A 14,034-nucleotide genomic window follows, 5' to 3' on the forward strand; every position below is an offset into this window, starting at 1 on the left:
AACGCCTTTCACCTCACGCAATCGATCAGGACAAAGCCTATGGACCGCAGCACCTCAGGCAACACGGCCACCGCAGTCCCGTCCCGCGCCTCCGCCCTGGAAACGCTGCGGATGCTCGTGCGTTACAAGGCGTGGGCGAATGACCTGACCTTCACCGGCGTTCAGGCCTTGCCCGACGGGGAAGCCACCCGCCAGCGCCCGACCCGCTTTGGCAACATGGTGCACACGCTGAACCATGTGTTTGTCGTCGATGACATTTTCAGGCATCACCTGGAGGGGCGCAAACACGGCTACACCGCCCGCAACACCGAAGAAACGCCCCCGCTGGACACCCTGTGGCGGGCGGTCCAGGAGATGGATCGCTGGTACATCGATCAGGTTGATTCCTGGACGGAAACGGATTTGGCCGCGCTGATCCGTTTCACATTCGTGGGCGGCGGCGACGGTGCCATGACCCGCGAAGAGATCGTTCTCCACGTCGTCAACCACGGCACCTACCACCGTGGCTTTGTCGGCGACATGATGTATCAGGTTCCCGCCATGCCCGCGTCCAACGATCTGCCGGTGTTCCTGCGGGACGTGTACCGGAAGGATCGCTGAAAACCGCGCGGCACGGATGACAGGCAACTGTCTGCGTCATCCGTGCCGCGAGTGCCCACAATGGGGCATTGTGGTTCGTTCAGTAGGCAAACTCCGTGAACACCGGATCGACCGAGCCAGCCCAGGCCCCGTTGAACCGGGCCAGCAACTCGTCCGCCGGGCTGCGGTTGTCGCGCAGGATGGCGTCGAGTGTGTCGAGGTAGCGGCTTTCGTCCTGCCCGGCCCCGTTCAGGCGGGCGCGGCGGGTCAGGCCGCTGCGGGCGATGGCCAGCGTTTCCAGGGCGACGTCGCGCACCGTCCGGTCGCGGAAGGGGGTGCGCAGTCCGTGGCGCGGCACCTCGGCGCGCAGGCTGGCGCGCTCCGCCGTCGTCCAGCCCTTCACCAGATCCCACGCGGCGTCGAGTGCCGCGTCATCGTACAGCAGACCAACCCACAGGGCCGACAGGGCGCACAGGTTGGGCAGGCTGCCGGCGTCGGCCCCGCGCATCTCCAGATACTTCTTGAGCCGGACCTCCGGGAAGGCGGTGGTCGTGTGGTCGGCCCAATCGGTCAGCAGCGGCGTTTCACCCGGCAGGGCGGGCAGCGTGCCATTCAGGAAATCGACGAAGGACTGACCCGACGCGTCGATGTAGGCTCCGTCGCGGTAGACGAAATACATCGGCGTCTTCAGCAGATAATCGACGTAGCGTTCAAAGCCGAAACCGTCTTCGAAAACGAACGGGATGTCGCCGGTGCGGTCGGGATCGGTGTCGGTCCATATGTGGCTGCGGAAGCTCTGGAAACCGTTCGGCTTGCCTTCGGTGAAGGGCGAGTTGGCGAACAGGGCCGTCGCGATCGGCTGCAAGGCCAGCGACACGCGGAACTTTTTCACCATGTCGGCTTCGGACGCGAAATCGAGATTCACCTGAACCGTGCAGGTGCGCGTCATCATGTCCAGCCCCAGCGAACCGACCTTGGGCATGTAGTTGCGCATGATGACGTAGCGGCCCTTGGGCATCCACGGGATGTCATCGCGCGTCCATTTGGGTTGGAAGCCCAAGCCCATCATGGCGATGCCCAGCTCCGCCCCGACCGCGCCCACCTGGGCCAGATGCTGGGACAGTTCAGCGTGGGTTTCGTGCAGGGTCTCCAGCGGCGCGCCCGACAGCTCCACCTGTCCGCCCGGCTCCAGCGTGATGTTCGCCATGCCATCGACGAGCGCGATGATGTTGCCCTTCTCCTCCACCGGGGTCCAGCCGAAGCGGGTCAGGCGGGTCAGCAGCTCGCGGATGCCGTCCGGCCCGTCATAGGGCAGCGGGCGGTGGTCGGCGACGCGGTAGGCGAATTTCTCGTGCTCGGTCCCGATGCGCCAGGCCGAGGCGGGTTTGCACCCCGATTCGAGATAGGCGACCAGTTGGCGGCGGTCGGTGATCGGTTCACCGCGCGTTGTCGGGGGTGCGGACATGGAAACTCCCGCAGAAAGGTGACTCTGATGTCAGGCCGTCGGTTCGGCTGACGAACGGAAAGGCGGTCGTGTGTCACCGCCGTCGGCCGTCCAATCCCCGGACAGGGATTGCCAGCAAGCCAGCGCCGCCACAACCGCCGTGTCGGCCCGCAGGATGCGCGGCCCCAAACCCACCGGAACAACAAAGGGAAGTTTCCCCAGTTCGTCAAGTTCGGACTGGTCGAACCCCCCCTCCGGCCCGATCAGCACCGCCGCCGGGCAGGGTCCCGTGGCGCGCATGGCCTCGGCGATCGGGCGGGCGGTCCCGGCCTCCGCGCACAGGAACAGCTTGCGGTCCGTCGGCCAATCGGCCAGCGCGCGGAACAGGGGCAGCGGCTCGGTCAGGTCGGGCACGCTCAGGCGTTCGCACTGTTCGGCGGCCTCGACGGCGTTGGCGCGCAGGCGGTCGCTGTTCACCCGGTTGGGGTCAGTGCGGCGGGTGAAGACCGGCATCAGGCGCGACACGCCCATTTCGGTCGCCTTTTCCGCCACGAAATCGATGCGCCCCTTTTTCAGCGGGGCGAACAGCAGCCACAGATCGGGCGATCCGCTTTGCGGGCGGCGCTGCTCGACGACGGTCAGCGAGCACCAGCCCTTGCCGAATCCGTCGATCACCGCGCGCCATTCGCCGTCGCGCCCGTTGAACACCGCCACCGCATCGCCCCGATCAAGCCGCAGGACGTGGCGCAGGAAATGCGCCCGCTCATGATCCAGCCCGACCGACTGGTCGGCGGCCAGCGGGCTGTCCACATAGAGGCGGGTGCGGACGGGGCTTTGCGACGGTTCGGTCATGACATCCCTTTTACGCGGTCTCGCGACCGCCATTGTGACGATCCGCGACGCGAATCAGCCTTGGCCCGCCAGACGGTCGATGTGGGTGCGCAGCTCCGCCGGGGCGACCGGCTTGTGCAGCACGGTCAAGCCATCGCTCTGCGCGGCGGCGACCAGATCGGCCCCGGCGTCGCCGGTCAGGATGATGGCGGGAACCGACGCGCCGCACAGGGCGCGGATCGCCCGCACCGTCTCCACCCCCGACAGGCCGTGCAGGCGGTAATCGGAAATGATGACGCAAGGCGTGGGCAGCGGTGAGCGCGCGCGCAAAGCCGCCAGCGCCCCCGCCCCGGTGTCGGCGGCGATGACGCCATAGCCCCAGCTGTCCAGCATCATTTCCATGCCGGTCAGGATGATGGCGTCGTCGTCGATCATGATGGCCAGCCGGTCGGGCGCGGTGTCCAGGGTCATGCGGGTGGGCGGTCCGTTGCCGTTGATGCGTTGCGCGCCAGTATCGGGTCCAGGCACGCGCTGGCAAGCCTTTCTTGCCCCAGGCTGGACGCAACCGCCCCCGCCCGATAGGGTGCGGCCTCAATCCACCCTCCCCGATCGCCCCACCCATCGCCCTCATTGGCCCCACCGCATCATGACCAGCGCCCCCACCCCCGACTCCGCCGGTTACACCGACATCCGCCGCGATGGCTGGATCGGCCGTTGGCTGCCCGCCGCGTGGCGGCCCTACGCGACCCTGGCCCGGCTTGACCGCCCGATCGGCACCTGGCTGCTGCTGTTTCCCTGTTGGTGGAGTCTGGCGCTGGCGGCCCCGCGCTGGCCCGACCTGTGGCTGATGGCGCTGTTCGGGCTGGGGGCGTTGGTGATGCGGGGGGCGGGCTGCACGGTCAACGACATCCTCGACCGCAAGTTCGACGCGATGGTGGAGCGCACGCGCAGCCGCCCGATTCCGTCGGGTCAGGTGTCGGTCCGGCAGGCGTTGGCCTTTCTGGTGGCGCAATTGCTGGTCGGGTTGGCGATCCTGCTCCAGCTTCAGCCCGCCGCCATCGGCTTGGGCGTGCTGTCGCTGGCGCTGGTCTTCACCTACCCGCTGATGAAGCGGATCACCTGGTGGCCGCAGGCCTTTCTGGGATTGACCTTCAACTGGGGCGCGCTGATGGGCTGGGCGGCGGTGCAGGGCGACGTCGGCCTGCCCGCGCTGGTGCTCTACGCCACCGGGCTGGTCTGGACGCTGGGGTACGACACCATTTACGCCCACCAGGACAAGGAGGACGACGCCCGCATCGGCGTCAAATCCACCGCGCTGCGGCTGGGCGACCAGAGCAAGATCTGGATTTACGGCTTTTACAGCCTGACCTACGCCGGGTTGGGCTTGACCGGCCTGCTGCACGGGTTGGGCGGGCTGTATCTGCCGGTGCTGACGCTGGCCGGGATGCATCTGGCCTGGCAGGTCGCCACCTGGCGACCCGACGATCAGACCGATTGCCTGGACAAATTCAAATCGAACCGCTGGTTCGGCTGGCTCGTTCTGGCCGCGATCCTGGCGGGCAAGCTGTAACAGACCGGGCAAGCGGCGGGGAAACCGGGCAAAAGAAAAGCGGGGCAAACGCCCCGCTTGTTCGTTTCACTGTGTTCGAGCCCGATCACCGCCGGATCAGCGCTCGTCCTCCACCAGTTCGGCCACCGCGTTGACGCTGGTGGTCGAGCCGGGCTTGCGATTCGGCATCAGGGTGCGCAGGCCATCGACCGACGCCACCATGTTCTTCAGGTTGGTCGGCAGAGTGGGCTTGCGGTTCGGCGTCAGCGCGGCGACATCGACCCGCTCGGCCTTGCCGGTGGTGGCCTTGGCCGGAGCGACGACCGGAGCGGCGGCGACCATCGCCGCCTGCGGCTTGCGGCCCGGAGCGGCGACCGCGTGGGCCACGGTGACGCGCGGCTTGAGCGACGGCGCGGCGTGGCGCGCGTTGTTCAGAGAGGCTTCCATCATGCGCGGGCCGGGGGCGCGCGCCTTGGCACGGCCCGACGGCGCGACGGAGAAATCGGTGTCCATGCCCCGGTCGCCCGCGTCCAGCGCGCGCGACTTCGGCGCGTCGCTTTCGCCTTCCGGCATGATGAAGCCGTAGGAGGCGTAGACGCGCATGCCCATCTGGTCGGTCGGCTCATGCCAGACACGAACGGAGGACCAATCGTTGTTGCGGGAAACGTCAACCACACGCATGCCACGGCGCAGACCGTCGCCGTTGATCCAGGTGTGATCCACCTCGATGGTGCGGCGGTCGATGACCGCGCTGACGAGGGACACGTGCCCCCGGCGCATGTGGCCGGTGCGCTTGAAGACGAGAACGGAGCCGACGGCGGGGTGGCTTTCGCGGTCATAGACCCCAGCGGCGTGATTCCACCAGGTCCAGGCGTCGCCGCGAATGGTGAAGTCGGAGATCGCGCGCACGGTGCGCACGCAATCCTGAGCGGCGGCCGTGGACACGGTGAAAGGGCTGAACGCGATCATAGCCGCGAACGACAGGCTTATGGCGGTTCCCCTCGGCCGCATGACTCCCCCATTCCCTTTGTCTTTACCCTTACAAACGGGTAACACAGGGTTTGCGCCCCTGTCTACACCGTTTGATCGCTGTATAGGCGGTGCGCCGCCGACGGATTCCCCGGCACCTGCGGAAGCCATTGAGACTCCTGGCATGAACAACAGCACCCCGTCCGATTTCGTGCGCGACAACACGGCCCTGACGACCACGGCTTTGCTGCCGGAAATCAAGCTTTATCTTGCGACCGAAGTCACTCCCCTGTGGTTGGCCACAGAGGAAACCTTGGTGGAGAAGAATTTGCCTCCGCCTTATTGGGCCTTCGCTTGGCCAGGTGGGCAGGCGGTGGCTCGATTGTTGCTGGACCGTCCCGATCTCGTTGCGGGAAAATCGGTGCTCGATTTCGCCGCAGGCACGGGCGTGGTCGGGGTCGCGGCGATGCTGGCCGGGGCCGCGCGGGTGCAGGCCTGCGACATCGACCGCTTTTCCCTGGCCGCCATCTCCTTGAACGCGCAGGCCAATGGGGTGGCGGTGAAGCCGGTCAGCGTCGATCTGGTCGGGCGCGATCTGCCCGGCATCGACGTCGTTCTGGCGGGCGACGTCTGTTACGAAAAACCAATGGCCGAGAAGGTGACGGCGTGGCTGCGCCGAATCGCCGCGACCGGCACGCTGGTGCTGCTGGGCGATCCGGGCCGGGCCTATGTCCCCACCAGCGGGCTGGAACAGGTGGCGCGCTACACCGTTCCCACCTCGCTGGAGTTGGAAGACCGTGAGACTCGCGACACCGTTATTTGGCGTCTGCTGCCGGAATGACCGGCGGTGCGGTGGCCAACGCGGCGAGGATGTCGGCGACGCTGGCCACCGTGCAGAACTCGTAGCCCAGCGTCGCCACATGGACGGCGTGGACGGTGGCGGCGGGAATCACCCCTCCCGCCCCGTCGGGCAGATCGAAGCAATCGCAAGCGTCGGCGGCCAGGATCATCGGCCAGCCCAGATTCGCCCCGGTACGAATCGTGGTGGACACGCACATGTCGGTCGAAATCCCGAATGCCACCACCCGACGCGCGCCCAACCGCCGCAGCCGCAGATCCAGATCGGTGGCGATGAAGGCGGAATTGACGCTTTTCGACAGCACGGCTTCGCCCGGCAGCGGCGCGAATCCCGGACGGAACGCGTTCCCCGGCTGTCCGGGCCGCAGGGTGGAGCGCGGTTCCGCCGAATCGTGGCGGACATGGATGACCGGCAACCCGGCCCGCCGCCAGCCGTCGAGCAGCGCCCGACCCAGCGCGTCGGCCCGCTCGTTCCAGCGCGGCGGCCAGGCGGGATCCTCGAATCCCCGTTGCAGGTCGATGGGCAGCAGAACGGCCCCGCTCAGATCCAGCGTCATGATGGTTTCCCTTTGGAACGGACGGTTGAGGTGGCGAACAGGCCGCCAGCTTTGCCTTTGCCGCCGCCGGTTCCAATCGGCATGATGCCGCCCGCACCGGCGTTTTGCCGGTCGGACCGCCCGTCCGCCTGCGGGTGAATCGACACGCACGACTCAGCAAGACCACATCAGCGGAAACCATCGCCCATGGATGACAAGGATCGCCTGCTGCTGTCGCTGCTGCGCCGGGACGCGCGCCGGTCCCTGGTGGCGCTCGCCCGCGATCTTGGCCTGTCGCGCAGCGCCACGCAGGAGCGGTTGGCGAAATTGCAGGATTCCGGCGTCATCACCGGCTTCACGGTGGTGGAGGGCGCGGCGGAACGCCGATCCACCGCCCATCTGCTGATCCGCCTGGCTCCGGGGCGGCACTGCGCCCAACTGGTCCCACGGGTGAAAACCATCCCGGCGGTGGTTCAGATCCACTCCGTCGCCGGGGCCATCGACCTGATCGTCCGGGTCGAGGGCGACGGCGTCGCCCCGCTCGAACAGGCCCGCGCCGCCATCGCCGCCATCGACGGAATCGCCGAGGTTTCCACCTTCATCGTGCTGGACCATCACCTCGGCTGACGCCCACCGCGTTGCCGCACCCGCACCGCAAGGCTTGACCTTCGGCCATTCGCGTCGATCTTCTCCCCACACGACCAACCCAACGGACCCCCGCACCATGCCCTACACCTCGTTGCGCGATTTCATCGACCGGTTGGAAAAGGCCGGGCGGCTGGTGGTGGTGAAGGAGCCGGTGTCCAGCGTGCTGGAAATGACCGAGATCCAAACCCGGCTGCTGGCGGAAAACGGCCCGGCGGTGCTGTTCGAAAACGTCATCAAGGCCGACGGGACGCGGTCGGAGATGCCGGTGCTGGTCAATCTGTTCGGCACGGTGGAGCGCGTCGCCTGGGGCATGGACCGCGAGCCGCACCAGCTCCGCGCCGTCGGCGAAACGCTGGCCTTCCTGAAACAGCCCGAGCCGCCCGGCGGCTTCCGCGAGGCGCTGGAGCTGATCCCGCTGGCCAAGACCGTGCTGTCGATGAAGCCGAAGACCGTCGGCTCCGCCCCCTGTCAGGAGGTGGTGTTGACCGGCGACCAGATCGATCTGGGCCGCCTGCCGGTGCAAAGCTGTTGGCCGGGCGAACCGGCCCCGCTCATCACTTGGCCGCTGGTGGTGACGAAGGGGCCGACCGGCAAGCGCGAGGATGATTTCAACCTCGGCATCTACCGCATGCAGGTGCTGGGCAAGAACAAGACGATCATGCGCTGGCTGAAGCATCGCGGCGGCGCGCAGCATCATCACCGCTGGGCCGCCCATCAGGACAAGCAGGGCGGCAAGCGCGAGCCGCTGCCCTGCGCCGTCGTGCTGGGGGCCGATCCCGGCACCATCCTGGCCGCCGTCACCCCGGTCCCCGACACCCTGTCGGAATACCAGTTCGCCGGGCTGCTGCGCGGCAAAAAGGTGGAGCTGGTCGATTGCAAGACCATCCCGCTGAAGGTCCCGGCCCAGGCCGAAATCATCCTGGAAGGCCATGTCAGCCTGGACGAATACGCCGACGAGGGGCCGTATGGCGACCACACCGGCTATTACAACTCGGTCGAATCCTTCCCGGTCTTCACCGTCACCGCGATGACGATGCGCCGCAACCCGATCTACCTCTCCACCTTCACCGGCCGCCCGCCCGATGAACCGTCGGTGCTGGGGGAGGCGTTGAACGAGGTGTTCATCCCGCTGCTGATCCAGCAATTCCCGGAAATCGTCGATTTCTGGCTGCCGCCGGAAGGCTGCTCCTACCGCATCGCCGTGGTCAGCATGAAGAAGGCCTACCCCGGCCACGCCAAGCGGGTGATGATGGGCGTGTGGTCCTTCCTGCGCCAGTTCATGTACACGAAATGGGTCATCGTGGTGGACGACGACATCGACGCGCGGAACTGGAAGGACGTGATGTGGGCCATGTCCACCCGCATGGATCCGGCGCGCGACATCACGGTGATCGAAGGCACCCCCATCGACTATCTCGATTTCGCCAGCCCCGAATCGGGACTGGGCGGCAAGGTCGGCCTGGACGCCACCAACAAATGGACGCCGGAAACCAAGCGCGAATGGGGTGAGAAGATCCGCATGGACCAGGGCGTGGTCGATCAGGTCAGCCGGAAATGGGACCTCTACGGCCTGCCCGGCAGCGGTCGGCCGATTTGGAAGTGACGGGTTGGGCGGAGGCGGGTTTATCCGAGATAATTGTTGCTGAAAATGGAACGTGACGTCCTGAAAATCGTCGATTATCGCGGAAAAAGAAACGCGTAATCTCCCTCTCAGACGAACCGCCCGCCACCGGGCCAACCCTGAGACACCCGACCGAGACGAGGGAGATCACGACCATGACCACCGCCACCGCCCAGACCGCCGCCACCATCGACGCCCGCACCGCCCCCTACGCCGCGCTGATCCTGCGCGTCGCCCTGGGTGCCCTGTTCCTCGCCCATGGCTTTCTGCTGAAGGTCCTGACCTTCGGCGTCGCCGGAACGGTGGGGTATTTCGAGAGCATCGGCTACCCCGGCTTCTTCGCCTATCTGGTCATCCTGGGCGAGGTGGGCGGCGGGCTGCTGCTGATCGCCGGGGTCTTCACCCGCTGGATCGCGTTGGCCCTGCTGCCGATCATGATCGGTGCGACGCTCCAGCATGTCGGCAACGGCTGGATGTTCGCCTCCCCCAACGGTGGTTGGGAATTCCCGGCCTTCTGGACGGTTCTGCTGGCGGTCCAAGCCCTGCTGGGCAACGGGGCCTTCGCCCTGACCATCCCGGCGCTCGACGGGGTGGAGCAACGCCAGACCGCGTGATGACGGAAGCCCACCAACCGATCATGCAGGCTGAACGCCCCCACCCCCTTGTGCTGCGGGGTGGGGGTGTTTGTTTTGGCAACGCCATGTTCCGGCGGCCATCGCCGTTGTCGGTCGTGGTCGTTCGTGCAACAATCGCTTGACGAACAAACAATTTTTGCTCGACACGCTCCAAGCTCTCAGCAACAAAAAAGTCTATTTGCGCAACAATCCATCCTTTTCCGCCTGCAAAGGGGGCGCAGAATGACGAAGTGGCTTGTTCTTCTGCTTGGGCTGGCCTTTACCGCACCAGCTCACTCCCAAACGGTTGTGCGCGTTGGTTATTTTGACTACCCGCCGACCATAGCGACCGACAAGGCCGGGAAACCCTATGGACCGCTGGTTGAAATCTGGGAAAAGCACCTGGCCCCCCGTGGCGGCTTCACGGTTCAATGGGTGGGGCCGGAACCGTTTGCCCGCCTGCTGGACTCCGCCCGCAAGGGTGACATCGATGCCTGGTGCCAGTTGTTTCCAAACAAGGAGCGGCGGGAGTGGTTCGATTTTCCGACGATTCCCATTGGGTCCTTCAATCAGGTCATCTGGGTGCGCCAGGACAACCCGATGACCGAAATCACCAGCGTGGACGACATCAAGGGCAAACCGATTGGAAAGTTGCTGGCCGGTTTCCTGCCGCCCTTCATGGAAGACAACATCGGCAGTCTGGTGTTGCAGGAGCATGGCGGCAGCGACGCCCCCGTCGTGGCCGTGCGCAAACTGCTGCTGGATCGGTTGTGGGGGCTTTACTTCGTCTATGGCGACTCGATCCGCTACGCCGCCGCCAAGGAAGGCGTTCTGGACCGGATCAAGGCGCTGCCCATCCGCATCGGCGACCCCGACCAACCGATCTACACCGCCATGCACCGGGGGATTGCGGCGGACAAGAAGGCCATGATCCTCAAGGCGCTGGAGGCGTCGCAGGGAGCCTACTCCTACAAGGCGCTGGCCGACGACTTCATCGCCCACGCCAAGGAGCACATCGGGCGCTGAATCGGGGGCAGAACGCCAACGGGCCGTTCCCAAGTCAGGGCAGCGGGCGCACCCGTGCCGCCGCCAACACGCGGGTCGCGGGCGCTCCGCCCTCCTGCGTCAGAACCAGGGCGTAGCCGCGCCCGGGTTTGACTTCTGGCAGGGGGATCACGCGGTCCACCGCCTCCCCCGTCCACCGTCCGAGATCCTCCGTCACCGCCACGACGTTGACGTTCAACAGACGCCGTCCGGCGTTCTCCCCCGCCTTGACGTCGGTGTCGGGTTTGCGGTCGAAGCCGAACAGGGTCAACCGACCGGTCAAGCCCGGTGCGGCGGCGATCCCCAACCGGGCCTGCCCCGAGTCCACCCGCTCCAGCGACAGCGCGACCGCCGCGCCCTCCCGACGCTGTCGGTCCAGGATGCGGCCAACCGTCGCGCGGTCGGCCCCCACCGCCTGCTCCCGCCCGCCCACCACCATTTGCGGGGTGTAGACATAAGGCTGGCTGAGCGCGGCCTGATAGGTGTGCTGCCGCCGGGTGTTCCAGCTGTTGGCGTAGGGATCGCGCCAGCCCAGCCGATCCCAGTAATCGACGTGGAAAGACAGCGCGATCACGTCGTCGCGCTCGGCCAGTTCCTTCAAAAAGGCGTCGGCGGGCGGGCAGGACGAACAGCCCTGCGAGGTGAACAGCTCAACCAGGACCGGCGCGGCGGGTGCTGGAGTCGGGGCCGGATTGGGAGCGGCCGCGCCGACGGACCAACCAAGCGCCGCCGCCGTCAGCAGGGTGGCCAGCGGTGCGGTGGCACGGGCAAATCGACGGAAGGGGCGTTTCTGTGACATGACCGAACCTTATCCGTTGCCCACTCCTCCGGCCAATCACAAGCCCGCGAGCGGTGCGTGAACGCCCGCCCGCCCCTTCCCGGTTCCGTGCGGACCTCCCATTTGCTAGACAAGAGGAAGACCAACCGGAGAACCCGATGCCCGCCAGCCCGAACGACCAGCCGGAGATCCTCAATCTGCTGGGCGACCTGATCGCCAAGGCGCGCGCCGCCGGGGCGGACGCCGCCGACGCCGTGCTGTTCGACAGCGCGTCGGTGTCCCTCAGCCAGCGCCTGGGTGAAACGGAAAAGCTGGAACGCTCCGAATCGGGCGATCTCGGCTTGCGCGTGTTCGTCGGCAAGCGTCAGGCCATCGTCTCGTCCTCCGACCGCAGCGCCGGGGCGCTGGCCGAACTGGTCGAGCGCGCCGTCGCCATGGCCCGCGTGGTCCCGGAGGATTCCTTCGCCGGGTTGGCCGACCCCGACCAGATCGCCCGTGACTACCCCGCCTTGGATCAGTTGGATTTGCTCGATCCGGTCGAACCGGCGCTGGACATCCTGATCGAACGCGCCCGCCAGGCCGAGGAATCGGCGATGGCGGTGGCAGGTGTCACCAACTCCGAAGGGGCCGATGCGGGGTGGAGCCGCTCCACCGTCGCCATCGCCGCGTCCAATGGCTTTGCCGGAACCTACGCGGTGTCGCGGCAATCGCTGTCGGTGTCGGTGCTGGCCGGGACCGGCACGGGGATGGAGCGGGATTACGATTACGACAGCAAGATTTACGGGGCCGACCTGCGCGAGGCCAGCGCCATCGGGCGCGAGGCCGGGGAACGCGCGGTGCGCCGCCTGAATCCGCGCCGGATGAAAAGCGGCCGCCTGCCGGTGGTGTTCGACCCGCGCGTGTCGCGCGGCCTGCTCGGCCATCTGACCGGGGCGATCAGCGGCCCCAGCATCGCGCGCGGCACCAGCTTTCTGAAAGACAAGCTCGGCGAGCGCATCTTCCCCGAAGGCATCACCGTCATCGACGACCCGCATGTGGCGCGCGGCCTGCGCTCCCGCCCCTTCGACGCCGAGGGGGTGGCGGTGCGCAAACACACGCTGATCGAGGATGGGCGGCTGACCACCTGGCTGCTCGATCTGCGCTCCGCCCGCCAACTGGGCCTGACCACCACCGGCCACGCCTCGCGCGGGACCTCCGGCCCGCCCGGCCCGTCCCCGGCCAACGTCTATATGGTCGGCGGAAAGCGCAGCCCGGCGGAGCTGATCGCCGACATCCAGGAAGGTTTCTACGTCACCGACCTGATGGGCATGGGCGTCAACGGCGTGACCGGCGATTACAGCCGGGGGGCCGGTGGCTTCTGGATCGAAAACGGCGTCATCACCCACCCGGTCAACGAAATGACCATCGCCGGCAATCTGAAGGACATGTTCCTGAATCTGGAGGCCGCGAACGACCTGGAGCTGCGCTTCGGCATGGACGCGCCGACCCTGCGCATCGAAGGCATGATGATCGCCGGGCTGTAACGCCCAAAACCGAACGGGGCGTTCACCGACGCCCCGTTCGCAACGGCCTTTACCCCACCAGCACCGGAAGCGTCCACCCCGCCAGCGCGATGTCCACCGGCAGGCGGGCGGCAACGTCGCCGTCGCCCTGCACGGCGTCGCCCTCCGGCCCCTCGATGCGCAGGGCGCGCGCCGGGACGACGCGGTAGTCCGGGAAACGGTGCAACCGCCCGGCGGTGACACCCCAGACATAGCGCAGCGCGTTCCAGCGCCCGCCGCGCGGAAACAGGCAGACCTGCAACAGCGGGTCGGTCAGCCGGGCGTCGGGGGTGCAGACGAAGCGCCCGCCGTAGAAATGCCCCTTGGCCGCGATCACCGCCGCCACCTCCTCCACCGGGCCGCCGTCGATGCGGACGCGGTAGCGGTGATCGGGCCGCAGCGCCAGTTGCTTGAGGGTTTCGACGACATAGGCCCCCTTGCCGATCCGCCGCTTCAACCGGGTGTCCACGCACTCCACCACCCGCGCGTCCAGCCCGACCCCGGCCATCATCGAAAACACCCGGCCGTTGGCGACCGCCGGGTGAATCCGCGTCAGCCGCCCGGCGGCCAGGACACGCGCCACCCCGTCGGCGTCGGTCGGCACGCCCAATTCGGCGGCCAGCACGTTGGCGGTCCCCATCGGCACGATGCCCAACGGAACCGGAAGCCCTGCCGCCGCGTGGGCGGCCAGCCCGTTGATGACCTCGTTGATCGTTCCATCGCCGCCCGCCGCCACCACGGCGTCCACCGCGCCAGGGACCACCGCGCGGGCGAAGGATTCCGCATCGCCACGCCCGCCGGTGGCCTGAACGCGCACCTGGATGCCGTGCCGCTCCTCCAACCGTTGGACCACCGCCCGCAACCGCCGCGCCTTGCGCCCGCCCGCCACCGGGTTGTGAATGACCAGCAGACGACGGATCGCCGTGGCTGTCTGGTCCGCGACGCCCGCCGCGCCGTCCGTCCGTGAAGGGGAGTCCAACACCGATTCGCTCCTGTCGACCGGCGGCCCGACCGCCGTGTGT

15 protein-coding genes are annotated in these 14,034 nt (G+C 67.3%); 8 read left to right on the top strand and 7 right to left on the bottom strand.

Features of this window, described 5'->3' with window-relative positions:
- Window positions 1-39 precede the first annotated feature (39 nt).
- Complete coding sequence (locus EJ903_RS01380; RefSeq protein WP_126611384.1) at window positions 40-600, top strand: DinB family protein; 561 nt, start codon at window positions 40-42, stop codon at window positions 598-600.
- 79 nt (window positions 601-679) lie between these two features.
- Here EJ903_RS01380 and EJ903_RS01385 read toward each other — a convergent pair whose 3' ends face one another.
- Genes EJ903_RS01385 through EJ903_RS01395 form a run of 3 tightly spaced genes read right to left on the bottom strand, consistent with a single transcriptional unit; the run spans window position 680 to window position 3,382 of the window.
- Entirely contained in the window at window positions 680-2,044 is a 1,365-nt protein-coding gene (locus EJ903_RS01385; RefSeq protein ID WP_126611386.1) for a glutamate--cysteine ligase, read from the bottom strand.
- A 30-nt stretch (window positions 2,045-2,074) separates the two neighbouring features.
- Entirely contained in the window at window positions 2,075-2,875 is an 801-nt protein-coding gene (locus EJ903_RS01390) for a 16S rRNA (uracil(1498)-N(3))-methyltransferase (protein ID WP_126611388.1), read from the bottom strand.
- A gap of 54 nt (window positions 2,876-2,929) precedes the next feature.
- A complete protein-coding gene (locus EJ903_RS01395) occupies window positions 2,930-3,382 on the bottom strand; it encodes a response regulator (protein ID WP_246015069.1) in 453 nt (150 codons plus the stop codon).
- A 118-nt stretch (window positions 3,383-3,500) separates the two neighbouring features.
- Here EJ903_RS01395 and ubiA point away from each other — a divergent pair, with 118 nt between their 5' ends.
- Window positions 3,501-4,424 (top strand): 4-hydroxybenzoate octaprenyltransferase, encoded by a 924-nt coding sequence (gene ubiA / locus EJ903_RS01400; protein WP_126611389.1) that lies wholly within the window; start codon window positions 3,501-3,503, stop codon window positions 4,422-4,424.
- Window positions 4,425-4,520: 96 nt separating this feature from the next.
- Here ubiA and EJ903_RS01405 read toward each other — a convergent pair whose 3' ends face one another.
- Entirely contained in the window at window positions 4,521-5,558 is a 1,038-nt protein-coding gene (locus EJ903_RS01405) for a CHAP domain-containing protein (RefSeq protein ID WP_417281845.1), read from the bottom strand.
- Here EJ903_RS01405 and EJ903_RS01410 point away from each other — a divergent pair.
- The gene (locus EJ903_RS01410; protein WP_126611392.1) at window positions 5,557-6,213 is read left to right on the top strand and encodes a class I SAM-dependent methyltransferase; all 657 of its coding nucleotides are present in this window, start codon (window positions 5,557-5,559) and stop codon (window positions 6,211-6,213) included. The two genes, EJ903_RS01405 and EJ903_RS01410, sit on opposite strands and share 2 nt — an antisense overlap.
- Here EJ903_RS01410 and EJ903_RS01415 read toward each other — a convergent pair.
- A complete protein-coding gene (locus EJ903_RS01415) occupies window positions 6,188-6,787 on the bottom strand; it encodes an isochorismatase family protein (RefSeq protein WP_126611394.1) in 600 nt (199 codons plus the stop codon). The two genes, EJ903_RS01410 and EJ903_RS01415, sit on opposite strands and share 26 nt — an antisense overlap.
- A 186-nt stretch (window positions 6,788-6,973) precedes the next feature.
- On the opposite strand from EJ903_RS01415, the gene EJ903_RS01420 reads away from it, so the two are divergent.
- The 4 genes from EJ903_RS01420 to EJ903_RS01435 all read left to right on the top strand — a co-directional run bounded on the left by EJ903_RS01420 (window position 6,974) and on the right by EJ903_RS01435 (window position 10,675).
- Window positions 6,974-7,393: an Lrp/AsnC family transcriptional regulator gene (locus EJ903_RS01420; RefSeq protein WP_126611396.1), complete on the top strand. Its 420-nt coding sequence runs from the start codon at window positions 6,974-6,976 to the stop codon at window positions 7,391-7,393.
- Window positions 7,394-7,490: 97 nt separating this feature from the next.
- The gene (locus EJ903_RS01425; RefSeq protein ID WP_126611398.1) at window positions 7,491-9,017 is read left to right on the top strand and encodes a UbiD family decarboxylase; all 1,527 of its coding nucleotides are present in this window, start codon (window positions 7,491-7,493) and stop codon (window positions 9,015-9,017) included.
- 173 nt (window positions 9,018-9,190) lie between these two features.
- Window positions 9,191-9,649 carry a DoxX family protein gene (locus EJ903_RS01430; protein ID WP_126611400.1) on the top strand — a complete coding sequence of 153 codons (459 nt, stop codon included), beginning with the start codon at window positions 9,191-9,193 and terminating at the stop codon, window positions 9,647-9,649.
- Between the two features lie 243 nt (window positions 9,650-9,892).
- On the top strand, window positions 9,893-10,675 hold the full coding sequence (locus EJ903_RS01435; RefSeq protein ID WP_126611402.1) for a substrate-binding periplasmic protein: 783 nt from the start codon (window positions 9,893-9,895) through the stop codon (window positions 10,673-10,675).
- A gap of 34 nt (window positions 10,676-10,709) precedes the next feature.
- On the opposite strand, the gene EJ903_RS01440 is transcribed toward EJ903_RS01435, so the two are convergent.
- Window positions 10,710-11,492 (bottom strand): DUF1223 domain-containing protein, encoded by a 783-nt coding sequence (locus EJ903_RS01440; protein ID WP_126611404.1) that lies wholly within the window; start codon window positions 11,490-11,492, stop codon window positions 10,710-10,712.
- Window positions 11,493-11,629: 137 nt separating this feature from the next.
- Between EJ903_RS01440 and EJ903_RS01445 the strand changes: the two genes are divergently transcribed.
- Window positions 11,630-12,994 carry a TldD/PmbA family protein gene (locus EJ903_RS01445; protein WP_126611406.1) on the top strand — a complete coding sequence of 455 codons (1,365 nt, stop codon included), beginning with the start codon at window positions 11,630-11,632 and terminating at the stop codon, window positions 12,992-12,994.
- Between the two features lie 49 nt (window positions 12,995-13,043).
- Here the strand turns inward: EJ903_RS01445 and EJ903_RS01450 are convergent, their stop codons facing one another.
- Complete coding sequence (locus tag EJ903_RS01450; protein ID WP_246015073.1) at window positions 13,044-13,991, bottom strand: diacylglycerol/lipid kinase family protein; 948 nt, start codon at window positions 13,989-13,991, stop codon at window positions 13,044-13,046.
- Window positions 13,992-14,034 lie beyond the last annotated feature (43 nt).

Source organism: Azospirillum griseum (assembly GCF_003966125.1).
Classification (GTDB): Bacteria; Pseudomonadota; Alphaproteobacteria; order Azospirillales; family Azospirillaceae; genus Azospirillum; species Azospirillum griseum.